This window comes from Pseudomonas sp. KUIN-1 (genome assembly GCF_009176725.1).
Taxonomy (GTDB): domain Bacteria; phylum Pseudomonadota; class Gammaproteobacteria; order Pseudomonadales; family Pseudomonadaceae; genus Aquipseudomonas; species Aquipseudomonas fragariae.
This window is the reverse complement of record NZ_AP020337.1, coordinates 832,230-855,920: the sequence shown is the minus strand read 5'-3', so window position 1 is coordinate 855,920 and position 23,691 is coordinate 832,230. Positions and strand designations below refer to the sequence as shown.

The 23,691-nt window shown below is 56.9% G+C and carries 14 protein-coding genes, 4 tRNA genes and 7 pseudogenes; 13 read left to right on the top strand and 12 right to left on the bottom strand.

Translation table 11 applies throughout. The features are described 5' to 3' along the window. Positions 1 to 43: 43 nt before the first annotated feature. The 3 genes and pseudogenes from tnpC (at position 44) to KUIN1_RS04055 (ending at position 3,605) form a co-directional block, all read left to right on the top strand. Positions 44 to 1,644: pseudogene (gene tnpC / locus KUIN1_RS04065) on the top strand (IS66 family transposase). Positions 1,645 to 2,083: 439 nt separating this feature from the next. Next, on the top strand, positions 2,084 to 2,917 hold the full coding sequence (locus KUIN1_RS04060; RefSeq protein WP_003403407.1) for an enoyl-CoA hydratase/isomerase family protein: 834 nt from the start codon (positions 2,084 to 2,086) through the stop codon (positions 2,915 to 2,917). 118 nt (positions 2,918 to 3,035) lie between these two features. After that, the gene (locus KUIN1_RS04055) at positions 3,036 to 3,605 is read left to right on the top strand and encodes a TetR/AcrR family transcriptional regulator (protein ID WP_003403410.1); all 570 of its coding nucleotides are present in this window, start codon (positions 3,036 to 3,038) and stop codon (positions 3,603 to 3,605) included. An 80-nt stretch (positions 3,606 to 3,685) separates the two neighbouring features. Here KUIN1_RS04055 and KUIN1_RS04050 read toward each other — a convergent pair. Beyond that, positions 3,686 to 4,069 (bottom strand): annotated as a pseudogene (locus KUIN1_RS04050) (tyrosine-type recombinase/integrase); the annotation flags it as partial. 165 nt (positions 4,070 to 4,234) lie between these two features. Between KUIN1_RS04050 and KUIN1_RS04045 the strand changes: the two are divergent. Further along, positions 4,235 to 4,507 (top strand): annotated as a pseudogene (locus tag KUIN1_RS04045) (integrating conjugative element protein); the annotation flags it as partial. A 249-nt stretch (positions 4,508 to 4,756) separates the two neighbouring features. On the opposite strand, the pseudogene KUIN1_RS27900 reads toward KUIN1_RS04045, so the two are convergent. After that, positions 4,757 to 4,993, bottom strand: a pseudogene (locus KUIN1_RS27900) (site-specific integrase); the annotation flags it as partial. A 640-nt stretch (positions 4,994 to 5,633) separates the two neighbouring features. On the opposite strand from KUIN1_RS27900, the gene KUIN1_RS27580 reads away from it, so the two are divergent. Both KUIN1_RS27580 and KUIN1_RS04030 read left to right on the top strand, forming a co-directional pair. After that, positions 5,634 to 6,038, top strand: a complete 405-nt coding sequence (locus KUIN1_RS27580; RefSeq protein WP_024638572.1) for a hypothetical protein — start codon at positions 5,634 to 5,636, stop codon at positions 6,036 to 6,038. Between the two features lie 794 nt (positions 6,039 to 6,832). Continuing rightward, positions 6,833 to 7,246 carry a DUF3757 domain-containing protein gene (locus tag KUIN1_RS04030; protein ID WP_003403416.1) on the top strand — a complete coding sequence of 138 codons (414 nt, stop codon included), beginning with the start codon at positions 6,833 to 6,835 and terminating at the stop codon, positions 7,244 to 7,246. A gap of 216 nt (positions 7,247 to 7,462) precedes the next feature. Here KUIN1_RS04030 and KUIN1_RS04020 read toward each other — a convergent pair. Then, positions 7,463 to 7,705, bottom strand: a pseudogene (locus tag KUIN1_RS04020) (Y-family DNA polymerase); the annotation flags it as partial. Continuing rightward, on the bottom strand, positions 7,692 to 8,060 hold the full coding sequence (locus KUIN1_RS04015; RefSeq protein ID WP_232060013.1) for a LexA family protein: 369 nt from the start codon (positions 8,058 to 8,060) through the stop codon (positions 7,692 to 7,694). The gene KUIN1_RS04015 and the pseudogene KUIN1_RS04020, both read right to left, overlap by 14 nt. A 249-nt stretch (positions 8,061 to 8,309) precedes the next feature. Here KUIN1_RS04015 and KUIN1_RS04010 point away from each other — a divergent pair, with 249 nt between their 5' ends. The 3 genes and pseudogenes from KUIN1_RS04010 to KUIN1_RS04000 all read left to right on the top strand — a co-directional run bounded on the left by KUIN1_RS04010 (position 8,310) and on the right by KUIN1_RS04000 (position 12,522). Further along, on the top strand, positions 8,310 to 8,933 hold the full coding sequence (locus KUIN1_RS04010; RefSeq protein WP_116830988.1) for an SOS response-associated peptidase family protein: 624 nt from the start codon (positions 8,310 to 8,312) through the stop codon (positions 8,931 to 8,933). Positions 8,934 to 9,351: 418 nt separating this feature from the next. Beyond that, positions 9,352 to 11,268, top strand: a pseudogene (mobH, locus tag KUIN1_RS04005) (MobH family relaxase). After that, positions 11,265 to 12,522: pseudogene (locus KUIN1_RS04000) on the top strand (site-specific integrase). The pseudogenes mobH and KUIN1_RS04000 overlap by 4 nt, the downstream one beginning before the upstream one ends. A 327-nt stretch (positions 12,523 to 12,849) precedes the next feature. On the opposite strand, the gene KUIN1_RS03990 reads toward KUIN1_RS04000, so the two are convergent. The 7 genes from KUIN1_RS03990 to rluD all read right to left on the bottom strand — a co-directional run bounded on the left by KUIN1_RS03990 (position 12,850) and on the right by rluD (position 18,002). Beyond that, positions 12,850 to 12,926: transfer RNA gene (locus KUIN1_RS03990), tRNA-Pro, on the bottom strand. 95 nt (positions 12,927 to 13,021) lie between these two features. Next, a tRNA-Lys gene (locus KUIN1_RS03985) sits at positions 13,022 to 13,097 on the bottom strand. A 5-nt stretch (positions 13,098 to 13,102) separates the two neighbouring features. Then, positions 13,103 to 13,179, bottom strand: a tRNA-Pro gene (locus tag KUIN1_RS03980). 29 nt (positions 13,180 to 13,208) lie between these two features. Further along, positions 13,209 to 13,284, bottom strand: a tRNA-Asn gene (locus KUIN1_RS03975). Positions 13,285 to 13,578: 294 nt separating this feature from the next. Continuing rightward, positions 13,579 to 16,143 (bottom strand): ATP-dependent chaperone ClpB, encoded by a 2,565-nt coding sequence (gene clpB, locus KUIN1_RS03970; protein ID WP_011266593.1) that lies wholly within the window; start codon positions 16,141 to 16,143, stop codon positions 13,579 to 13,581. Between the two features lie 171 nt (positions 16,144 to 16,314). Continuing rightward, on the bottom strand, positions 16,315 to 17,043 hold the full coding sequence (gene pgeF / locus KUIN1_RS03965) for a peptidoglycan editing factor PgeF (protein ID WP_152091841.1): 729 nt from the start codon (positions 17,041 to 17,043) through the stop codon (positions 16,315 to 16,317). Next, positions 17,040 to 18,002, bottom strand: a complete 963-nt coding sequence (rluD, locus tag KUIN1_RS03960; protein ID WP_002551999.1) for a 23S rRNA pseudouridine(1911/1915/1917) synthase RluD — start codon at positions 18,000 to 18,002, stop codon at positions 17,040 to 17,042. The genes pgeF and rluD overlap by 4 nt, the downstream gene beginning before the upstream one ends. A 149-nt stretch (positions 18,003 to 18,151) precedes the next feature. Between rluD and KUIN1_RS03955 the strand changes: the two genes are divergently transcribed. The 4 genes from KUIN1_RS03955 (at position 18,152) to KUIN1_RS03940 (ending at position 22,455) form a co-directional block, all read left to right on the top strand. Then, positions 18,152 to 19,174, top strand: coding sequence for an outer membrane protein assembly factor BamD (locus KUIN1_RS03955; RefSeq protein WP_152091840.1), 1,023 nt, complete (start codon positions 18,152 to 18,154; stop codon positions 19,172 to 19,174). Between the two features lie 119 nt (positions 19,175 to 19,293). Beyond that, entirely contained in the window at positions 19,294 to 19,533 is a 240-nt protein-coding gene (locus KUIN1_RS03950) for a PP0621 family protein (protein WP_011266590.1), read from the top strand. Next, complete coding sequence (locus KUIN1_RS03945) at positions 19,523 to 21,115, top strand: sensor histidine kinase (protein ID WP_003403505.1); 1,593 nt, start codon at positions 19,523 to 19,525, stop codon at positions 21,113 to 21,115. The genes KUIN1_RS03950 and KUIN1_RS03945 overlap by 11 nt, the downstream gene beginning before the upstream one ends. Before the next feature lie 2 nt (positions 21,116 to 21,117). Further along, a complete protein-coding gene (locus KUIN1_RS03940; protein ID WP_011266589.1) occupies positions 21,118 to 22,455 on the top strand; it encodes a sigma-54-dependent transcriptional regulator in 1,338 nt (445 codons plus the stop codon). Between the two features lie 113 nt (positions 22,456 to 22,568). On the opposite strand, the gene thiO is transcribed toward KUIN1_RS03940, so the two are convergent. Continuing rightward, on the bottom strand, positions 22,569 to 23,672 hold the full coding sequence (gene thiO, locus KUIN1_RS03930) for a glycine oxidase ThiO (RefSeq protein ID WP_152091839.1): 1,104 nt from the start codon (positions 23,670 to 23,672) through the stop codon (positions 22,569 to 22,571). Positions 23,673 to 23,691: the final 19 nt, after the last annotated feature.

The window sequence follows — 23,691 nt, the reverse complement described above, 5'->3', positions numbered from 1 at the left end:
CGGTCTATCGCCGCGAACTGCTTGCTGTGGCAAAATCGGCACCATGACTTCGCTCCCCAATCTCGACCATCTTACCCCTGAACAGCTGCGCGCTTTGGCGGCGCAGTTGATACAGCGTGTCGAGACGCTCGACCATCAAGTCGACACACTGGGTAAGACGGTCGAGACGATGGGCAAGAAGATCAAACGCGATCAAACGGTTATCGAGAAGCTCACCCACGAGATCGCACAACTCAAGCGTTTGAAGTTTGCCAAGCGCAGCGAGCAGATGAATCCTGAGCAGGCCAGCTTGCTCGATGACCTGATCGATACCGATATCGCGGCGATTGAAGCAGAGCCTCAAGCCTTGCAAGCAGTGCTGGCTCCGACCGAGAAAAAGCAAAAGCCCAAACGCACTGCTTTGCCGGCAGAGTTTCCACGCACGCTAATCCATCACGAGCCGGACAACACTCACTGCCTATGTGGCTGCGCACTCAACGTATCGGTGAGGACGTCAGCGAAAAGCTGGACTACACGCCCGGCGTATTTACCGTTGAGCGCCATGTCCGTGGCAAGTGGGTCTGTGATGACTGCGAAACGCTGATCCAGGCGCCGGTTCCGGCGCAGATCATTGATAAGGGAATCCCGACTGCCGGGTTACTGGCCCACGTCATGATCGCGAAGTTTGCTGACCATCTGCCTCTTTATCGTCAGGAATCGATCTTCGGTCGTGCCGGCTTGGCGATTCCACGTTCAACGTTGGCTCAATGGGTTGGTGTGACTGGGGTGCAGCTGCAACCTCTGGTCGATGCACTGCGCGACGTAGTGCTTGGGCAACAGGTTGTTCATGCCGATGAAACACCCGTGCAGATGCTCGTGCCGGGCTCAAAGAAAACCCACCGCTCCTATGTTTGGGCATACGCCACCAGTCAGTTCTGCGAAACAGCAGCTGTTGTTTATGACTTCAGTCCCAGCCGCGCTGGTGAACATGCTCGCAACTTCCTGCAAGACCGGAAGGGTAAACTGGTCTGTGATGATTTTGGCGGCTACAAGGCCAGCTTCGCACTCGGCGTGACCGAGATCGGTTGCATGGCCCATGCGCGGCGCAAGTTCTTCGAACTGCACGCGACCAACAAGAGCACGCTCGCCGAACAGGCCCTGCGCTACATCCAGTTGCTTTAAGAAATCGAGAGTGAAGTGCGCGACCTGGAGCCGGATTTACGGCGCCGAATACGGCAAGAAAAAGCCGTACCGGTGATGGATAGGCTGCATGCCTGGATGATCGCCCAGCGCGATCTCGTGCCCGAAGGTTCGGCTATCAGCAGAGCACTGGATTACAGCCTGAAACGCTGGGCAGCGCTGTCGCGCTACCTCGATGACGGGGCCGTACCCATTGATAATAACTGGTGCGAGAACCAGATCCGACCTTGGGCTTTGGGACGCAAGAACTGGCTCTTTGCAGGTTTGACGTCGCATTCAAAGATCCAAGCCGGTGCCCCATGCACACATTCTTCTTCAATAACGGCTCATGAAAATCACAGCCCGTCTGGTCGCGATTGGCAAAGAGCTCATGTCCGGGGTTTCGTTATCGCTGTGCGCGCCAAAGCACAACGTGCCAAGACCGTCAAGACCGGCGCTTACATGAGTGTCATAGGATCCGTCTGAGCCACCTTGATCAGCAGGAGGCGCCGAACCGTCCATATCTCGATTCACTTGGCTAGAGGCTTCCAGCAGCGTCAGGTTGCTGGCGCGTTCGGCTATGACGAGCACTAGCCATCGCAAGTTCGGCCCGCGATCGGTTGTCATGGTCACGGCTTCGAAAGCGCGCCAAGCGCGCCCTATCATGCGCCTGAGAGATTACCTATCGGGGCATTAATATAAGGTTCGATGGGTAGCAAGGATGCTCGCTGCGATCAGAGCTTCGGCGATCACAAACCTGTTTTGTCTGAAGCTGCTGTGCAAAGAGGCTCGGATACAAAACGTCTTTGACGATGAGGATTATATCTGACATCCTGATTACGGTCGTCATCCTGATGCTATACAGCGAGAGATGCCTGCATTCTCGATACGTCCAATACTCAGCATCCTATAAGGAATATCCTGAATGAGATCTCTACTGACCCAGTTCACGATCACCGATGTAGCGCCGGGATACTGGCGAGTGACTTTCAACAATCCGCCCCTCAACTTTTGCGATCCGGACACCCTCATCGAGTTGCAGCAGATCGCCACTCTTATCGAATCCGATGACGCGTTGCGGGTGGTCGTATTCGATAGCGATGACCAGGATTTTTTTGTCAATCACTATGATGTATCCCGGGTCGCCGATTTTCCCCTGCAGCCTGGACCTACTGGACTGCCAACGTTCATCGATGCCACCACACGGTTGACCACCTCACCTGTTGTGACCATCGCCTCAATTCGGGGTCGCACGCGTGGCGGGGGTTCTGAGATTGCTCTGGCATGTGATATGCGATTTGCAAGCCTTGAGCGTGCGATCTTTGCCCAGATCGAGGTCGGAGCAGGCGTGTTCCCAGGCGGTGGCGCAACGGAGCGACTACCACTCCTCGTCGGGCGGGCAAGGGCACTCGAAATCGTCCTAGGCAGTGATGATTTCGACGCAGCCACTGCAGCGCTTTACGGGTGGGTGAACCGCGCCCTCCCCGATAATGAACTCGACGCATTTGTCGACAATCTCGCTCGACGCATCGCGTCGTTCGACAAGCCTGCGCTGGCCGAGGCCAAAGGGCTGATTAACCGCAGAACCCTGCCATCCGCTGAGGATCTTATGCAAACACAGGAAGTTTTCCTTAATGCGTTCTCTTGGCCGACGGTTCATGAGCGGGGAGCCCGCATAGCGCAAAAGCGCGACGAAGTGGGGGCTGACTTCGAGGCCCGGATGGGCTATCACCTCGGCAATCTCAGAACCAATACCTAACAGCACGAATAGCAATCGTCTTTGGTGCGTCCGAAGCCTTGGCGTACTTCGAATGAACTGGGTCGCACTCACACTCTTTGGGATAAACTGGTATCCCATTGGTACTGGAGACCCATTCATGGGTAGCTCGAAAGCAGACAAGGCAACAAGCCACGATCGAATCATCAATGTCGCTGCAGCTCAAATTCGCCGCAGTGGCATAAACGGTATCGGCGTGGCGGATCTGATGCAGGAAGCCGGTCTGACCCACGGCGGCTTCTACCGTCATTTCGAATCTCGAGATGAACTGGTCACCGCCGCAGTGGAACGCGCTTTGGCCCAAGGAAGCGCGCGGACCGTGGCTACGTGCGGTCAGGGTGGCAGACGAGCGCTCGAAGCGATCATAGACGACTACCTGAGTCCGGCACATCGCGCGCTTCCTGAGGGCGGATGTGCAGTGGCCGGGCTGGCCGAGGATATTTCGCGCACGAATGATCGAACCCGCTCGGCCTACGCACGCCAAGTCGAGCTGTATCTCGAACTTCTTGCCGGATTGACGCCGACTACGGACGCCTATGGTGATCGACGTCGCTCATGCTTGCTACTCAGTGCAATGGTTGGTGCCCTTGCCATGGCACGAGCAATCGGCGAGGGGGGCTTGTCCGACGAAATCCTCTCAGAGACCGCGACGGCTCTGAAGGAGCTCTAGGCGGGATTTACAACACAGGCTTTCCAGCTCTCATCTGGAGTTTGGCTAGGTCAATACTTAACTTTGAAAGTCGGTGAATCCTAGGGCCGTTGGCCGCGCCGATCATAAAGACGGGTCGTGCTTATGTTTGCTTGGCCCAGCCAGACCTGCACCTTCGCAATGTCTGCGTCATGCTCAAGTGCGTTGGTCGCCGCAGTGGCCCGCAGTCCGTGAACACCCAACCGCTCGACCTCGATGCCTGCCACGCGTGCCCACTGCGCAACAATTGTGTAAAGACCATTCGCAGTGACGCCGGCACTGGTGGTGCCCCGCATCGAGCGAAACAGCGGACCCGGCGCTGCGTCTCGACATACATCCCGTTCCAGGTACGCATAAATTCGCTCAGCTGCTACCGGACGGAGCGGTAAAAAGCGGATCTTGCTCCCCTTCCCATGCACCCGAAGATGCTTTATGCCTCGACGTTGTGGCCGCTGATGGAGGAGTGCCACAAGTGCTGAAGTTTCACTTACCCAAGCTGTGACTACGCAAACGGTTAAAAGCGCTGGCTTTTAAGTCGGATGACGTGGAGCAGCGACTCGCCGGCACGCGGGTTAATCCCTCATGAGCGGCAACAGCGTGTCATCCACCACGGTAACCACCTCAATCTGGTCTGCGGAAACATGAGCATGAACAACACGCTTCAAAATCAGTTGAATGGAGCAACTTCCGGATTTCAGACGATCATGGGGTCGATGATCTCTAACGCCACCAGCGCCGTTTCATCACTGCCAGGGTTGATTATTCAGCGTGCCAACCCGGCTTTGTACAACCTGCTCACCAACGGCATCCTGCAGGGTCGTCTTGACTTCGACCGCTCCAAAGGCACCTGCCGCGACATTGCTGACAAAATGCTCGATGTCGCTGTAGCACACGACGCGGCTGGACGATCTGGCCGCGATGCTGAGAAAGTAACGCCACTGCTCATCCGTGGGGATGTCGGGCAGCTTTAGCAGGCGAGGCACCAGCCCTCTCACAAAGCCTGAATGTCCAGGGACCTGACACAGGCGGCCGTGCTGGCCACGAGGTACCGGATTCTGTGCGCAACGCCCCTGAAACACCAAGTGGTCGTACCACATGCGGATCGCGGCGAGGCGCTGGTGCAAGGTCGAATTCGCCACCGCGTTTTCTTGCCCGGGCAGTAGCCGACGAATGTAGAGCGTTACTTGCTCAAATGTGATGGATTCAGCCTCCAGACCGGAGGCTTCGCAGTGTAGCAAGTAATGCGCCAATCCCCTGCCGTACGCATCCAAGGTAGCCGGCGCTCTTCCCAGGTTATCGAGCAGTGTCAGCCATTCTTGAACGCTGAGGTAACGGTGAAGCACGTGCTCATAAGAGACAGTAGAGGCCATGGGCAATCGCCCAGAACGGCGACACAATCATCGTAGCTCAGAAGCATTCCACCTAACTTACTTTATGTAGAATGGAAAATCAGCGCAAGGCCCGATGAGAAAGCGAAGCGTGGCAAGAGGCATGATGCTTCAAATGCATTCCGGCATGATTTGTGAAGGAAGCCTACAGCCCCCAGAGAAAATCCTGCGTTAAGCTTTTTCTGCTTCAGCCTGAGCGTGTCCAGACCTGTAGATTTGTAAAGCGTACAGGCGAATGCGCAGTCAATCGCTTCCAGCGCAATGGGTCGACTCTGACAGGGAACTCATTAGCTCTCGAATGCCACAGATCAGTTCCATACCTTCAAGCAAAAGGTCTTTTATGGGCTGTGTATCGAGTACGTCAAGAAGCACTGGATATTATTCCGGTTACGAAAGCCATGAGGAACCCAGGGCGGCAAGCAGACCGACGAACAGCGATGATCGCGGCTACGAAACTGATTCAGAGCCATCCAGTGGCAACTTGATACCCAATGCGAGGAGCGTGTATAGCGAATCTGTTTTGTGGCACGGTACATCCATGCAATCAAAAATAGACTTGAGAAGCAAAGGGTTCGATGCAGGTAGAAAAACTGGCGGCGCTACTGCAGGTGGCAACGCAAATATGTTTATGAACTTGAGTAGGGAGGCTCAGTCTGAAGCCAGACGACATCATTATTTGTCTTCATCCCAAAAAGAAGCCAAGGACTTTGCCATGTTTGCTGACACGAGTAATCCCACACTGGTACGCACTATCGGCGTCAGAAACAACTTAAGCCTGATAACCGACCCCAGGACCGGCGGCACCGCACTCATGACAGATCAATCGATTCCGCGCAAATTTGTGCTCGGATCAAAAAGCAGTGCTCCTGGAGAAAATGCGAAAGTCTTCAGGGATGAAATGCGTGCGGCAGGACACAATGTGTCGACAAAGCAAGCCGGCGAACTGCTCAGAGAAGTCCAGTCTGATTCAGACGATGACAACTTCCCTGACCCCGATGACTTTATCATGAGCCGCTTTACTGGATAATCGGATGGAGATAAAGGTCTTCAAGAATTCGTCTGAAAAAACCGAACTCTTCGGGCCAGCATAATCGAAGTTTCAATCAGTACTGCTGAATGAGTCGAGTAATTACCCTGAGCAGTCCTTTGCTGTCGACCCTTAAGCTGCTGCTAGGCAACTCCAGGGTCGGCAGCAATTACCAAGGTACCCTTCAAGGATCAGATAGCATAAAAAGCATCAACCCGTGCGCCGTATTCTTGGCTAACACACCCAAGACTTGAACACTAGGGTAGCGGTGGGGCACCAGCTCACACGATACGGTAGAGGCCATGGGCAATCGCCCAGAACGGCGACACAATCATCGTAGCTCAGAAGCATTCCACCTAACTTACTTTATGTGGAAAGGAAAATTACTCTCTCCGTCTTCCATTCCTTGACGAGATCACTACGGCCACACTACCGAGGCGCGTCTTGAAGCAGGTAACCTCCGCCGATACCTGAGCCGCGCGGTGCACAGCCTGGTGGGTGTCGTGACGAATGCGGTGGGTGTGCTCAGATTGATCAATCGCTACAGGATAAGAGAACCTACCTTTTGACGCTGATCGCAGCGTTGGCATTGAGGCGCTGTCGACCATTTAAAATATTTTGAAAGCATAATGGAACTCGATGGACACTGTTGACCACTCATGCGCGGCACATGCAAAAGTAAAAGCGAATAGATAAGCCGGTGGTGGTGATCTGTCGGTTAAAAGTATGGCAAGCAACTCGCTCACCCACTGTAAAAAATAAAATCAACGTAGATCCACGATGGAGAAAGTAAAATGAAAGCTCGCTCAAAGAAATCAGTAGGCATTGTTGCTTTGGCACTTTTAATGGGCAAGGTGTATGCCGCTCCTACTCCTGCCGCGTGCCCGGATGTCAGCGTCATCAAACAACATCAGGAAGGGCAAGGTTTTGTGTATACGGCGCCAGCCCCAAACAACCAACAATGGAGAGGCGAAAACCCGCGAGGCGATGCAAAGGACATAAATAGCATTGCATTCAAAAGTGCCAATATACGCAACAGAAGCGCGATCACAGGTAATGCATTTGTGGCGTGCGACTATGAGGGTAATAGCAGCGCAGGGATCAGGATGAGTCTTGAAACACTCAAGGTAGCAACACCTGTGGGGAAAGCTTGGAACGGACTCAGCTGCAGTGAAAGTAACCCCTCTGCCTGCACGTTTGAGTATTGATATTTTTATAATATAAATTTTACAAATAGTTATTCAGCTTAAGCCAGGTAACTTTTCGTAAAACTACAAAACCAGATCACGGCGCCCACGACTATCGGCTTTTTCCCCTCGATTGGACTGGGCGTTCTGCAGGCCCTGAACGTAAGACGTCCCCAGCCCCACAGGTCAACGTCGTCAGAATCAGGGTAGCTCAGAAGCATTCCACCTAACTTACTAGAGCGCATAGTTGCTGCTGAACACCTTGATGCCGTTGCCGCGCAACACCTCTTTGATCTGAAAATAGGGAGCGCCCATTTTCACAAATGGCTTGGCGTCGTAGCTACGGGCGATGACGCAACCGTCGTTATTGCTGAGTACCACGATGGGCGTTTTCTCCAGATCTGGACGAAAAACACGCTCGCAGCTGGCATAGAAGCAATTGCAATCGATAAGCGCGAAGACAGCCTCATGCTTTTCCATGACGGCGCATGCTGTAGTTCACTACGCCCCAGATGACGAGGTTGTCACCCTCCAGGATGTGCTTGGACGGGTAGGCACTATCTTCGGATTGAAGTTTGACACCCCCACCCATCATGAAGAGCCGCTTGCAAATCGGTTCCGAATTATTAAGCACTGCCACAACGATCTCTCCATGCTCGGCAGTGCGACTGCGATCAACGACGATCAGATCCTTATCAAAAATACCTGCCCCAATCATGCTGTCTCCGAGAATTTTCGCCAGGTAGACATGCGGTGCCCGTACCTCGGCCAGTTCGTCCAGAGACACGTGCTTCTCGATGTAATCGACAGCGGGAGAAGCAAACCCAGCTGGCACCTGAAATGACTAGAGCGGTAGCTTGATACCCCCTTCAGACAACGGACCAAGAATGACTACGCTCATGATGAAGACCTTTCGATAAGTTAGGTGTGTATATATATACAGTTAACTCTTTGGCCCGCGCGCGGTCAATCGTACTGAAAGGCATTTTCGACGAGTGAGATTAGGGGTGACATCATGTGCGGACGCTACTCGATCTACGAATCCATGGACCACTAACTCAAGGAGCTTGCCCCAGAGCAGCTCGTGATCAATGGGTACGACCTAAGGCCCATAGAGCGCTACAACGTGGCCCCTAGTTCCCGGGTTGAGATCATCCGTCCCACCGAGGAGGGCCTGAGTGTGACAAGGTTCGGTGGGGGTGGGAGCCTTTCTGGGCAAAAAGGCAAACGACCAGCACCAATCAACGCGCGAGTCGAAACCGTGATGACGGGAAAATTCTTCAAGGGGCTATGGCCTAACGGACGTGCAGTTGCCCCAGCGAACGATTGGTTTGAATGGGTGAAGGACCCGGATGACCCCAAGAAAAAGCAGCCCTACTTCATCCGCCTTAAGAGTAAAAAGCCCATGTTCTTCGCGGCGTTGGCCCAGGTGCACAGATGGCTTGAACCGCATGATGGTGACGGGTTCGTCATCATCACGTCGGCAAGCGACTCGGGAATGGTGGATATTCATGATCGCCGCCCGGTGGTACTGACATCAGAAGGTGCGCGGGCATGGCTTGATTCCGAAACAGCACCGCAGAAAGCCGAAGCGTTGGCAAAAGAGCACTGCAGGATTGTTGACGATTTTGAATGGTTCCCGGTTGATCGCGCAGTGGGGAACGTGCGGAATCAAGGACCGGAGCTCATCCAGCCTGTCGGGCTTTGACTGCCCCATGCCTTTGACTTCGACTCGACCAGGGGCTGTCCGTCTTCGTCTGCCGCACGTCGTCCGCACCGAAAGGGGCGAAATGGGCTGAAGCAAATGGCAAAGCGAAGGGTTTGAATGGAATGGGGGAATAAGGGTAAGTGCCTTACCCGAAAAGGCCGGCGAGTCCACCGGAAATGGATGCCAAAAGGGTACGAGAGGCGGCCTCCATAAAAATGAATTTTATAAAAGATGTTACTTAACAGATACTTGGAGGCTACATTTTTCCACGCAAGCGTGGCAACATCCGATTACTGACACTGCTTGGATCCCGCCCAATCAGGTGGCGTCTTATGCATATAACCTTTCCAGGACGGATATAGGTTTCGACTTGTCACGCTGAGCCATATAGAGCAAAAGGCCCACCAATGACTTCATCATGGGTGCCTATATGCTCAGTTTCTTCACGCGAAGAAAAGCGTCTCCGATATCGTCCAATGCTGCTGCAGGCTTTTTCAAACCAGAATCTCCCGACGCGTTGCTGTCGACTTCCCGACGGCGCCAGTTGATTGAAAATATCTGGCAGCGGACCTCTCTGCCGCGTGAGCAGTTCGAGACCCTTTACATGCAGGCATTCAAGGGCTATGCAGCCTTGGTGCAGCATCTCCCTGCCTCTGAGAATCACCACCATGCATATCATGGTGGCATGCTGGATCACGGTCTCGAAATCGTCGCCTACGCATTGAAGATACGGCAAATGTATTTGCTTCCCATCGGAGCACCGCCCGAGTCGCAGGCGGCCCAGTCGGAAGCATGGTCTGCAGCATCGGCCTACGGTGCGCTCGTCCACGACCTGGGCAAGATTGCAGTAGACGTCAAGGTTGAGCTCGCAGATGGCACTATCTGGCATCCATGGCATGGGCCTCTGGATCAGCCATACCGATTCAGGTACGTGAAAGGTCGAGACTATCGGTTACATGGAGCCGCTTCGTCGCTGATCTACTCCAATGTAATTCCGGCAAAGGCACTGGACTGGCTCAGCGGGTTTCCCGAGCTCTGGTCTCAACTCGTGTTCGCGTTCGCAGGTCAGTATGAGCATGCCGATATCCTTGGTGAAATTGTCTCTCAAGCAGACCAGGCTTCCGTGGCACAGGAACTCGGAGGCAATCCTGGTAGGGCTATGTCAGCGCCCAAACAGTCTATCCAACGGCAGTTGGCTGAAGGCTTGAGGATGCTCGTGGCGGATAAATTCAAGTTGAACCAGCCCGACGGCCCCTCGGACGGATGGCTGACTCAGGAAGGCTTGTGGCTTGTCAGCAAGCCAGCCGTAGATCAGCTCAGAGCTCTTCTATTGTCTCAGGGTATCGAACACATCCCCACCTCCAACGCCCCAATGTTTAATCTGCTCCAGGATCAAGCGATCATTCAGCCCAACGGAGAGGGAAAAGCCATTTGGAAGGCCAGCATCGATAATGGTCGCGGCTGGAAGAACACGTTCACAGTGCTGAAAATAGCGCCGGCACTGATCTGACCAAACACCACTGATAGACCTGAGACGTATACCGGCACGCTGACCGTGGAATCTGCGCCAATGGCGGATGGCAACGAGCAAGTTCCTGCTGGAGGCGACGAATCTCAACCGGTGAACAGCAAAAATACGCCTGCAGCATCAGCATCAGCAGCGCGCCCTGCAGCTAAGCAAGCACCTGCTGCAGCAAAAGATTTTGATGCGCTGGACGAGCTGCTCGATCTGTTCCCGGACCCGGTAGCGACAGCATCGACTCAACCAGCACCCGAGCCGGTAGGCGATGATGACCAGATTCCGTTTTTGCCCCCTCCTCCGGCAGCTACCCGTCTTAGCCAACCTCGGCAGCTTGTGGGTAACAAGGCAGAAAACCACACAGCCCCAGTCGAAGAGCCAGCAAAAGTCTCGCCGGAAGGTAGCTCAAGCCACGGCTCGAACTTCCTCACCTGGCTGAAGGGGGGCGTGATCTCCCACAGGATCATCATCAATGACGCCAAGGCACGTGTGCATACCGTGGATGGCACTGCGTTCCTGGTGAGCCCGGACTTATTCAAACGTTACGCACTTGAGCACCCAGACATAGAGCGTGAGGCTAAAGAGCGAGATCTGGAAGCTTGGCAGGTCGTTCAGCGTTCTTTTGAGAAGCTGAAAAAACATCGCAAGACTGGCGCAGGCTTGAACATCTGGACATGCCTGGTCAAAGGACCACGAAAAAGCAAGCAACTGCGGGGTTATCTGCTCATAGAACCTACCGACGTTTTCAGCGAGGTGCCCTATGACAACCCGGTCATCAGCTTGGCAGAATTGGTAGACAAGGACACATCTGAATGAAACCGATGACGCTTCCGGAACTGCCCCAGGAATACATACTCACTCATGACCTTAGGCCCGACTCCAGCCATTTGCGCACCATATACGGCTATGCAATCGAGCACGGTCTGCTGGATCTGGTTGTTAACCCACTTAAAACACGCGTGTGATGCCGCCCAAGCGCCCAAAAAAGACAGTTGCGAACGACGCAAGCGTCCGCGCTCGAACTGGTTGAGGATGCTGACCGCAGAGGAGCGTGACACCGCAAAACGGACAGAAATTACACCTGCCTGGTTCTGGCTGAGCGTGTTCGAAACGTTCTACTACACGGGGATCAGGCTCAACGCGCTGCTATGCCTGAGATATGCGGATGTATACCTGCGCGACCGGCTGATCAGAGTTAGAGGCGAAACGGAGAAGACTCATCGTGAGTTCCTGATTCCTATCCCGGACGGCCTGATGGCTCAGCTAGAAACGCTTATGCACGCAGCGAAGGCCTTGAGGTTCCAGCCTGGTGACCAGTTATTCAACGTAAACAGATTTTCAGGCCACTACCGCCGCCATGAGATGAACTCCAACCAAGTCGAGGCGATGTATAAAAAACTCACTGCAATGACCGGTATACGGATGACGCCTCACCGCTTCCGACACACGATCGCCAGTGAGCTGATGACGCTACCGGAGCGCAATATCTATCTGACCAAGAAATTGCTGAACCACTCGAATATAGCTACCACGATGGATTACATCGAACCCGACTACGACATGATGCGGGAGGTGATGAATGAACGAGGAAAGCGGCCGGCCAAAATTAGCTACATGGCAAAACCGGATGCGACGCTGCGTGCTGATAGACACCGATCAATATCTGCTCCAGTTAAGGACTTGACTCTGTCGACTACGACTCGCGAAACAACTGCAGAAGCCGAAAGCTCAGCTGGCCGGGCCTTGGCCAGGCCCCGCGCATTGCCTACACCGGTCTCGACCATGAGCCCGTCAACTGCTCCAGATACCAGGATAGTGAACCGCGACGAAACGCCCTCACCCGCTAGTGACCGCGACACCGCAGTCAGCCAGCTACCGTTAGGCTGCTCCAGTCCAGAAGATCTGTTGAGAAGCTTGGGGGAACTCACCAGGTGGGTACAGAACAACATAGCCGGCGGAGGAGCTAGTGCTGAACCAGTGATCGAGGAAAGACCTGTCCCAAGCCAGGATGCTCGGCATCTACGCCCGGAAATGCTGGAACTGGCCGGATGGATCGGCAGGTCAGGCTGATCCCTTGCGTTGGATATTTGTAAAAATACTCAATCTGCCATTATCAGCAGATGCATCGCGATGCCGATTATTTAGTTATCAGGCCTAATGACTGCTTCATATGGGCCGATACACGCGCAGCACAGCATTTTTTGCCAAAAAAAACGCCCCGTACACAAGCTTTCGCTCGGTACGGGGCGCTCCAATTTGACATCACAGCTTGCTGGCGCTATGTTTCGCGACAGACGGCTGCTTGTTTGGGTATAAGACCCCTCATACGGTAAAGCCTGCCTCAAACTGAGACATGAACACCCATCAAGGTCCTAAAGATACAGCCACAACAGTGTTTGGTCGGGGTAAGGGGATTCGAACTCCTGACATCCTGCTCCCAAAGCAGGCGCGCTACCGGACTGCGCTATACCCCGGTAAATCAAGGCACCTCAACCAGCTGCCTGCGACCTGATACGAGTGGCATCAGATCTTTAAGATTCGGCTCCAAGGTGAACCTTGAAGCCAAAAATGGTGGGTCGTGTGGGATTCGAACCTACGACCAATTGGTTAAAAGCCAACTGCTCTACCAACTGAGCTAACGACCCAAATATGGTCGGGGTAAGGGGATTCGAACTCCTGACATCCTGCTCCCAAAGCAGGCGCGCTACCGGACTGCGCTATACCCCGACTTAAACTGCATTGAACCTTGCGAAATCTGGCTCCACGACCTGGACTCGAACCAGGGACCCAGTGATTAACAGTCACTTGCTCTACCAACTGAGCTATCGCGGAACTATCGATTTCAGATTCAACTTTACAACCTGTTGCCTTGAAACCAGCTTGCTGTTAACTCGTTGATTTCAATCTCATCGACCTTTGCGCTTCGTTTGTATCGTTGCGTTCACGTCTCTGAGGCGCGCTATTCTACAATTTTAAAAACACCTGTCAACCCTATAAATTGCTTTTTAAGACAATGATTTGCGATTTTTTTTCAGATCGCCTCTCGGGCCTGATTCTACTGCTGACCACGCCTCAAAAAAAGGCCCTCGGTTCGAGGGCCCTTCTATAGAGCGTTGACGAGCGCTGTCAGACAAACGTGATCTCGTCGTCGACCACCTTGCCGGTAATGGTCGTGCCGGGCATGAAGCTGCCCGAGAGGATCATCTGCGCCAGCGGGTTCTCGATCCAGCGCTGAATCGCCCGCTTCAGCGGCCGTGCGCCATAGACCGGGTCGTAACCAACCGCGATCAGCTTGTCCAGCGCTTCGGGGCTCAGGGTCATCGACAGCTCGCGCTCGGCCAGACGCTTGCGCAGGCGGCCCAGCTGGATGTCGGTGATACCGGCAATCTGGTCACGCGCCAGCGGTTCGAAGATCACCACTTCGTCGATCCGGTTAACGAACTCCGGACGGAAGTGCGTACCGACCGCATCCATTACCGCAGCACGCTGCGCCTCACGATCACCGACCAGTTCCTGGATCTGCGCCGAGCCGAGGTTGGAGGTCATGACGATCACGGTATTGCGGAAGTCCACCGTACGCCCGTGGCTGTCAGTCAGGCGTCCGTCTTCAAGCACCTGCAAGAGGATGTTGAACACATCGGAATGCGCCTTCTCGACCTCGTCGAGCAGAATCAGCGAATACGGCTTGCGACGTACGGCTTCGGTCAGGTAGCCGCCCTCTTCGTAACCAACGTAGCCTGGCGGCGCACCGATCAGGCGAGCCACGGAATGTTTCTCCATGAACTCGGACATGTCGATACGCACCATCGCCTCTTCGGTGTCGAACAGGAACTCGGCCAGCGCCTTGCACAGCTCGGTCTTGCCCACGCCGGTCGGGCCGAGGAACATGAACGATCCGCTCGGACGATTAGGGTCGGAAAGCCCGGCACGCGAACGACGCACGGCATTGGAGACCGCGACCACCGCTTCTTCCTGGCCGATCACCCGGTTGTGCAGCAGGGTTTCCATGCGCAACAGCTTGTCGCGCTCGCCTTCGAGCATCTTCGACACCGGGATACCGGTCCACTTCGACACGACCTCGGCAATTTCTTCCTCGGTCACCTTGCTGCGCAGCAACTGGTTTTCCGGCTTGCCGTGCTGGTCGACCATTTGCAGGCTGCGTTCCAGGTCGGGAATGATCCCGTACTGCAACTCCGCCATGCGGTTCAGATCGCCACGGCGGCGAGCGGCTTCCAGCTCCTGACGAGACTGTTCGATTTTCTGCTGGATCTGTGCCGAGCCGGTGACCTCGGCTTTTTCCGAGGTCCAGATCTCTTCAAGATCCGCGTACTCAAGCTCAAGACGCTCGATTTCACCCTGGAGTTTTTCCAGACGCTTGATCGCCGCCTCGTCCTTTTCCTTCTTGAGCGCCTGAGCTTCTACTTTCAGCTGGATCAGGCGACGTTCAAGGCGGTCGAGCACTTCAGGCTTGGAGTCGATCTCCATGCGAATACGGCTGGCCGCTTCGTCGATCAGGTCGATGGCCTTGTCCGGCAACTGGCGGTCGGTGATATAGCGATGGCTCAGCTTGGCCGCCGCGATGATCGCGCCGTCGGTGATGGCAACCTTGTGGTGCACTTCGTAGCGCTCTTTGAGGCCACGCAGAATGGCGATGGTATCTTCTTCGCTAGGCTCGTCGACCAGGACTTTCTGGAATCGACGCTCCAGCGCCGCATCCTTCTCTATATATTGGCGGTACTCGTTGAGCGTGGTGGCGCCGACACAATGCAGCTCGCCACGCGCCAGCGCAGGTTTGAGCATGTTGCCAGCGTCCATCGAGCCTTCGCCTTTGCCGGCGCCGACCATGGTGTGCAACTCGTCGATGAACAGAATGATCTGGCCTTCCTGCTTGGACAGCTCGTTGAGCAGCGACTTGAGGCGCTCTTCGAACTCGCCACGGTACTTGGCACCGGCAATCAACGCGCCCATGTCCAGCGACAGCAAGCGCTTGCCGCGCAGGCCATCCGGCACTTCGCCATTGATGATGCGCTGCGCCAGGCCCTCGGCAATGGCGGTCTTGCCCACACCAGGTTCGCCGATCAACACCGGGTTGTTCTTGGTGCGCCGCTGCAGGACCTGAATGGTGCGACGAATCTCGTCATCACGTCCGATCACCGGGTCGAGTTTGCCCTCTTCGGCACGCTTGGTCAGGTCGACGGTGTATTTGTCCAGCGCCTGACGCGACTCTTCGACGTTCGGGTCATTCACGGCACCTTCGCCGCGCAGGTTGTTGATGGCGTTTTCCAGGGCCTTCTTGCTGACGCCCTGCCCCAGCAACAATTTGCCGAGCTTGCTGTTCTCGTCCATTGCCGCGAGCAGCACCAGCTCGCTGGAAATGAACTGGTCGCCTTTCTGCTGCGCCAGACGGTCAGCCTGGTTGAGCAGGCGCGCCAGATCCTGCGACATGTTGACGTCGCCGGTCGGGTTCTGGATTTTTGGCAGGCGGTCCAGCTCTGCGCTCAGTTCCTTGCGCAGGCTGTTGATGTCGAAGCCTACCTGCAACAGCAGAGGCTTGATGGAACCGCCCTGCTGCTCAAGCAGCGCCTGCATCAAGTGCGCAGGTTCGATGGCGGGATGGTCGAGGCCAACGGCCAGCGACTGGGAATCGGATAACGCTAACTGTAATTTACTGGTCAATCTGTCGATACGCATTTGTCACCTTCCTTTAATGCAGGCCGGAGCAATGAACACACCTATAAAGAAAACCTGCTGAATAGCCAGTTAGATGCGGACGATTCTGCGCGTTTCAAGCGGGCCGGGGTTGATACAGATCAGACAAGTGTTCAGGCAAGCCTAGCTGGCTTGTGCAAAACAGCCCGGCAATCAGGCGTGTTCGATCCAGATCAGCGAAGCGAAGCGGCCAGTGCGCGCGGCGCGGCGGTAGGAAAAGAAGCGCGGGTCGGTGAAGGTGTCCAGCCCGCCGCCGTACACGGCAGAGATACCTTGGGCTGCCAGTCGTAACCGGGCGAGCGAGTAGATGTCGGCCATGAAACGATCAGGATTCGAACTGGCGACAAACGCAGCGGCTGTCTGCGGGTGGCTGGCGGTAAAGGCCTCGCGCACCTCGGGGCCGACTTCGAACGACGGCTGGCCGATGGCCGGTCCTAACCAGACCATGATGTCTTCGGGAGCACTCTGCAGGCTGTCGGCCGTCGCTTCCAGCACCCCGGCCGCCAGCCCGCGCCAGCCGGCATGCGCGGCAGCCACACGCGTACCGTCACGACGACAGAACAGCGCGGGCAGGCAATCGGCGGTCATGATGGTGCAAGCCACGCCAGGCGTGCTCGTCCAGCTGGCATCGGCTTCAACGACGCGGGATGGATCGGCAGGCACGACGTCGACGCCGTGCACCTGCTTCAACCAGGCGGGCTGAGCCTTGAGGCTGGAGCTCAGGCGCTGGCGATTGCTCGCCACGGCCTCTGGGCTGTCATCGACGTGATCGCCCAGATTGAAGCTGTCGAATGGGGCCAGGCTGACCCCACCCGAGCGAGTGGTAACGCAGGACTTGATCTGTGCTGGCGCAGGCCAGTCAGGTATCAGCCAGTCATTCACCCGATGAACGCCTCGCGATCCTGCTTGAGCAAGGACAGCAACCAGACGAAATCGTCCGGCAATGGCGATTCCCAGCTCATGCGCTTACCGGTGGTCGGATGATCCAGCTCCAGGAAGCGGGCATGCAACGCCTGCCGCGGGAAGGTCTTGAGCGAATCGACCATGGTCAGGCTGGCCGCTGGCGGGATACGGAAACGACCGCCATAGGCCGGGTCGCCGACCAACGGGTAGTTGATGTGCGCCATGTGTACGCGAATCTGGTGGGTGCGCCCGGTTTCCAGCTTGACCCGTACATGGGTGTGCGAACGGAAGCGCTCCAGCACGCGGTAATGACTGACCGCCTGCTTGCCGCCTTCCATCACCGCCATGCGCTGACGCTGCTGGCCGTGACGGCCGATCGGTGCGTCGATCTTGCCGCCTGCGGTCACCACGCCGATCACGATGCACTCGTAGATGCGGCTGACACTGCGACTCTGCAACTGAGTAACCAGTTGGGTCTGTGCCTGAATGGTCTTGGCGACCACCATCAGACCGGTGGTGTCCTTGTCCAGACGATGCACGATGCCGGCACGCGGAACATTGATGATGTCCGGCACATGGTGCAGCAGGGCGTTGAGCAGCGTGCCATCGGCATGACCGGCAGCCGGATGCACCACCAGCCCGGCAGGCTTGTTGATGACGAGTATCTGGTCGTCTTCATAGATGATGTCGAGCTCGATGTCCTGAGCGACCCATTCACCCTGGGCCTCCTGCTCGGCAATCAGCTCGAGAACAGCGCCACCGTGCACGATGTCGCGAGGGCGCAGAACGCCTCCGTCCACAGTCAGGCGGCCGTCCTTGATCCAGGCGGAAAGGCGCGAGCGCGAGTGCTCAGCGAATAATTGTGCGGCGACTTGATCGAGGCGTTGACCGCCCAATTCGGACGGCACCTCTGCGCGAAGTTCTATATTTTCGGACATGACCAGACTAGGTGGCGGCTAGCCTTTGGTTTCGGCAGCGCGCTTGTGGTTAAATACGGCGTCTTTTGTCCCGCCGGTATCGCGGGGCGCTCATCATAACAGGACGGCCCCGCCCAAGACAGCAGGCCGTTATAGGGACGCAAGCCGCCATGCAAGTGAAACACCTGCTGCTGATCGCCATCCTCGCATTGACTGCGGCCTGTTCGTCGAAGGAAGTCATCGACGAAAACCTCAGCGAAGTCGAGCTGTACCAGCAGGCGCAGGCCGACCTGGGAAATAACAGCTATAACAGTGCCACTGAGAAGCTCAAGGCGCTGGAATCTCGCTATCCGTTCGGTCGCTACGCCGATCAGGCCCAGCTCGAGTTGATCTACTCGAACTACAAAAACGGTGAACCCGAAGCAGCCAAATCCGCTGCCGAGCGTTTCATCCGCCTGCATCCGCAGCACCCGAACGTCGACTACGCGTATTACATGAAGGGCCTGACCTCCTTCGACCAGGACGTGGGCCTTCTGGCGCGCTTCCTGCCGCTGGACCAGACTAAACGTGACCCGGGCGCTGCCCGCGACTCGTTCAACGAGTTCGCCCAGTTGACCAGCCGCTTTCCGAACAGTCGCTATGCGCCTGACGCCAAGCAGCGCATGATTTACCTGCGCAACCTGCTGGCGTCCTACGAAATCCACGTAGCCGACTATTACCTGACCCGTCAGGCCTACGTCGCCGCCGCCAACCGTGGCCGTTACGTAGTGGAAAACTTCCAGGAGACGCCTTCGGTCGGCGACGGTCTGGCAGTGATGGTCGAGTCCTATCAGCGTCTGCACCTTGACGACCTGGCTGCCACCAGCCTGGAAGTGCTGAAGACCAACTACCCGAACCACCCGCAACTGGCTGACGGCAAATTCACCCCGCGTGAAGCCGAGGCCGATAACCGCTCATGGCTGTCGAAAGCGACCCTTGGCCTGATCGACGGTAGCGCACCGCTGCCACCGGGCCAGACCCGTGCCGATCAGGACATGAAGAAGCAGTACCAGGACGCCAAGGACTCCATTCCGAAAGAGCTGCTGCCGGAGAATCAGGCAGAGCTGGACGAACAGGCGGAAAAAGACGCCGAAGCGAAAGGCTCCAAGAGCCGTTCGTGGTTCAGCTACATGACCCTGGGTCTGTTCGACTGATCCTCAGCGCATGAAAAAAGAGGCCTTCGGGTCTCTTTTTTTGTGCATCAATTTTGCCACTGTGCGCCCGCTCGCGGCTTGGCTACACTGCGCCATCGTCAATCACTAAGCTGGTAGTCATGATTCGCTTACTTATGTGGGTCGCGTTGATCGCGGCGGTGGTCTGGTTCGTCAAGCGTCTGATCAATCCCCCCAAGCCGAAACCCCGCGCCGAGCCGCCTGAACTGGCGTCTACCCCCATGGTGCGATGCGCACAGTGTGGCGTTCATCTGCCGCAGGATCGTGCGCTGAGCCAGGCACAGCAATGGTATTGCAGCGAAGCACACCGACTGCAAGGCCCCGCGGCACGTGACCGCTGACTCACCGTCCCTTGTCAGCCCGCAGGCACAGCGGATTCTACGGCTGTACCACCTCTACCGACTGACCATCGGCGTTGTACTGGTTCTGTTGATTTCCAGCAGCCTGGAAACCGAGCTGCTGCAACTGGCCAACCCGAACCTGTTCCGCTCGGGCTGCTGGTTGTATCTGGTGTTCAACATTCTGGTCGTCGTGTTGCTGGAACGGCCCAGCCGTCAGGCACAGTTTTTCGGCCTGGCGATGACCGACGCGATCATGCTCTCCGCGCTATTCTACGCAGCCGGCGGGCCTTCCAGCGGTATCGGCAACCTGTTGATTGCCTCGGTGGCGATCAGCAACGTGCTGCTGCGCGGCCGTATCGGCTTGTTGATCGCTGCGGTTTCGGCCATCGGCATCATCTACCTGACGTTCTACATCAGCTTCGGCACACCCTCGGTTTCCAACGACTACGTGCAGGCTGGCTCGCTGGGCGCCTTGTGCTTCGCCGCCGCCCTGCTGGTGCAGGCGCTGACAGCGCGCATGCAGGTCAGCGAGGTACTGGCCGAACAGCGCGCGGCGGATGTCGACAGCCTCGAAGCACTCAACGCACTCATTCTGCAACGCATGCGTACCGGCATTCTGGTGCTGGATGCCAATCACCAGGTGCTGCTGGCCAATCAGGGTGCCTTACACCTGCTGGGTCAGGAGCAACTGGTCGGCCAGATCATCGACACCTGCTCGCCACAACTGGTTGAACGCCTGCGCCAGTGGCTCGTCAACCCGATCATGGTGCCGCGCAGCATCACCACCGCCCCCGTCGGGCTGGTACTGCAACCGAGTTTTGCCACACTCAACCGTGGCGATCAGCGTCAGACGCTGGTTTTTCTCGAAGACCTGTCGCAGATCGCCCATCAGGCGCAGCAGCTCAAGCTTGCCGCACTGGGGCGCCTGACCGCCGGGATTGCCCATGAGATACGCAACCCGCTGGGCGCCGTCAGCCATGCGGCGCAGTTGCTTAATGAATCGGAAGAGCTCAGTGCGGCGGATCGACGCCTGGGGCAGATCATTCATGAGCAGTCGGGACGCATTGATAGGGTCATCGAAAATGTCCTGCAGTTGTCGCGCAGACGCGAGGCGCAACCCGAACTGCTCGATCTGAAAACCTGGCTGGAACACTTTGTCGCTGAATTTCGCAGTTCCGCTGCGCCCAATCAGAAGATTCATGTCGACATCAGCCCTGGCACGCTGACAACCCGCATGGATTCCGGACAACTGACGCAAATCATGACCAACCTGGTGCAGAACGGCCTGCGCTACAGCGGCAAGAATCATCCGTCAGCGCAGGTCTGGCTGAAACTACACAATGACCAGAAGAGCGACCTGCCCACACTGGAAGTGCTGGACGACGGGCCGGGGGTCAGCGAGCAACACCTGAGCAAAATGTTCGAACCGTTTTTCACCACAGAAAGCAAAGGCACCGGCCTTGGTCTATATCTGTCACGTGAACTGTGTGAAAGCAATCAGGCGCATTTGGAATACGCGCCCCGCCCCACGGGTGGCAGTTGCCTGCGCATTACCTTCGCCCACCCGTTCAAGACGAGCTGAGCATGAGCCAACGGCAAAAAATCCTGATAGTCGATGATGAGCCGGATATTCGCGAACTCCTGGAGATCACGCTGGGACGCATGAAACTCGACACCCGTAGTGCGCGTAACGTTGCCGAAGCCCACGACTGGCTGGCCCGCGAACCGTTCGACATGTGCCTGACCGACATGCGTCTGCCGGACGGCAATGGCCTTGAGCTGGTGCAACACATACAGCACGGCTACCCCCACGTGCCGGTGGCGATGATCACTGCCCACGGCAACCTGGACACCGCGATCCACGCGCTGAAGGCCGGAGCTTTCGACTTTGTGACCAAGCCGGTCGACCTGGGCAGGTTGCGCGAGCTGGTCAATAGCGCGCTGAGCCTGCCCGGCGCGCAACCCACGCGCAGCATCGACAACCGCCTGCTGGGCGACTCGCTGGCAATGCGTACCTTGCGCAGTCAGATCGGCAAGCTGGCCCGCAGCCAGGCGCCGATCTACATCAGCGGTGAGTCGGGCAGCGGCAAGGAGCTTGTAGCGAGGCTGATCCACGAGCAGGGTCCGCGCATCGACAAACCTTTCATACCGGTGAACTGCGGCGCCATTCCTTCCGAACTCATGGAAAGCGAATTCTTCGGTCATCGCAAAGGCAGCTTTAGCGGTGCCCACGAAGACAAGCCTGGTCTGTTTCAGGCGGCGCACACCGGGACGCTGTTTCTCGATGAAGTCGCAGACCTGCCGCTGGCCATGCAGGTCAAACTGCTGCGCGCCATTCAGGAAAAATCCATCCGCAGCGTCGGCGGCCAGCAAGAGCAGATCGTCGACGTGCGCATTCTGTGCGCCACCCACAAGAACCTGAATGCAGAGGTCGCGGCCGGTCGGTTCCGTCAGGATCTGTATTACCGATTGAACGTGATCGAAGTGCGCGTGCCCTCGTTGCGCGAGCGGCGTGAGGATATCGACCAACTGGCAGCCAGCGTGCTCAAGCGCCTTGCCGGGAACGGCGCACAGCCCGTCGCGCGCCTGAACGCGCAGGCGCTGGAAACGCTGAAGAGCTACCGCTTCCCCGGTAACGTGCGCGAACTGGAAAACATGCTGGAGCGCGCTTACACGCTGTGCGAGAACGACGAAATCCACGCCAGCGACCTGCGCCTGACAGAGTCTGCCAGCCCTCAGGAGAACGACGGCCCGAGCCTGGCCGATATCGACAACCTTGAAGACTACCTGGAAAGCGTCGAACGCCAGCTCATTCTGCAGGCGCTGGAAGAAACCCGCTGGAACCGCACCGCTGCAGCAGAAAGACTCAGTTTGTCGTTCAGGTCACTGCGCTATCGCCTGAAGAAGCTGGGCCTGGATTGAATGCGTTAAGCGGCAGCAACTATGTGACGCAGAGTGTCACGAAAGGCGTTCCCACGCTGGAGCGTGCGGAACGATAGGTGCCCGTGAGAACACCCTCGTGCCCGAGAGGATGACTAGCCGGCGAGGCGCCCCGCCGGCGCGTAGGGTGCCGGATCGATGATCGGCTCGCGCTCCAGCAGCAGGTCAGTGATCAACTGGCAGGACGCCGGAGCCAGCACCAGGCCGTTGCGGTAATGCCCGCAGTTGAGCCACAGGCCGTCAAAACCGTCCAGCGGTCCAATGAACGGGATGCCCTCAGGCGAGCCAGGGCGCAGGCCTGCCCACTGGGAGACGGGCTCGGCATGGGCCAATGGCGGAAGCAATTCGACGGCCGATGCCTTCAAACTTTCCAATGCGGCCTGCGTGGTGGTTTTGTCGAAACCTTCGTGCTCCAGGGTGCTGCCGATCAGGATATGCCCGTCACGGCGCGGGATCGCGTAGCGCCCTTTCGCCAGCACCATGCTCGACAGAAAGTCCGATGCGCACTTGTAGAGAATCATCTGGCCCTTTACCGGCTCGACCGGCAGCTCCAGCCCCAGGGTCTTGAGCAACTCGCCGCTCCACGCACCCGCCGCCAGAATCACCCGATCACCGGTGATATCCCCTGCAGGTGTCTGCACACCCGAAATCCTGCTGCCTTCACGGGTAAAGCCGCTGACTTCACACTGCTCGCGAATCTCGACATTGGGCATTGCCAGCAAGGCCGCCTTGAGCGATTTGACCAGGCGGGGATTACGTACATTGGCCACATCGGCCATGTAGATCGCCCGCGAATAACCCTCACCCAGCACCGGCACAGCATCATTCACCGCCGAGATATCCACGCGCTTCAACGAACGTTTTTCGCGGGCAGCCCATTCAAGCGCAAACTGCTCGTCATCAAGGTCGAGCCAGTACAGGCCGGTCCTGTGCACTTCAGGGTCGATACCGGTCTGTGCGAGCAAACGCTCGGCGAGGTGCGGGTAGAAATCCTGCGACCAGTGCGCCAGCGCGGTGACTGCAGGGCTGTAACGCCATGGGTAAAGCGGCGAAACAATCCCGCCGCCCGCCCAGGAAGACTCCTGACCAACGCCCGAACGGTCCAGCAGCACGACGCTGACCTGCTCGGACGCCAGATTGAAGGCGGTCAACAGACCTATGACGCCACCGCCGACAATGACTATTTTTTGCTTGGACATCTTGGTCTCGTGACAAGGA

What these genes read in the sequence shown, in the direction of transcription:
- KUIN1_RS04060 (WP_003403407.1), top strand. Translation starts at nt 2,084, where the DNA reads ATGAGATCTCTACTGACCCAGTTCACGATCACCGATGTAGCGCCGGGA.
- KUIN1_RS04055 (WP_003403410.1), top strand. Translation starts at nt 3,036, where the DNA reads ATGGGTAGCTCGAAAGCAGACAAGGCAACAAGCCACGATCGAATCATC.
- KUIN1_RS27580 (WP_024638572.1), top strand. Translation starts at nt 5,634, where the DNA reads ATGTTTATGAACTTGAGTAGGGAGGCTCAGTCTGAAGCCAGACGACAT.
- KUIN1_RS04030 (WP_003403416.1), top strand. Translation starts at nt 6,833, where the DNA reads ATGAAAGCTCGCTCAAAGAAATCAGTAGGCATTGTTGCTTTGGCACTT.
- clpB (WP_011266593.1), bottom strand. Translation starts at nt 16,143, where the DNA reads ATGCGTATCGACAGATTGACCAGTAAATTACAGTTAGCGTTATCCGAT.
- rluD (WP_002551999.1), bottom strand. Translation starts at nt 18,002, where the DNA reads ATGTCCGAAAATATAGAACTTCGCGCAGAGGTGCCGTCCGAATTGGGC.
- KUIN1_RS03955 (WP_152091840.1), top strand. Translation starts at nt 18,152, where the DNA reads ATGCAAGTGAAACACCTGCTGCTGATCGCCATCCTCGCATTGACTGCG.
- KUIN1_RS03950 (WP_011266590.1), top strand. Translation starts at nt 19,294, where the DNA reads ATGATTCGCTTACTTATGTGGGTCGCGTTGATCGCGGCGGTGGTCTGG.
- KUIN1_RS03940 (WP_011266589.1), top strand. Translation starts at nt 21,118, where the DNA reads ATGAGCCAACGGCAAAAAATCCTGATAGTCGATGATGAGCCGGATATT.
- thiO (WP_152091839.1), bottom strand. Translation starts at nt 23,672, where the DNA reads ATGTCCAAGCAAAAAATAGTCATTGTCGGCGGTGGCGTCATAGGTCTG.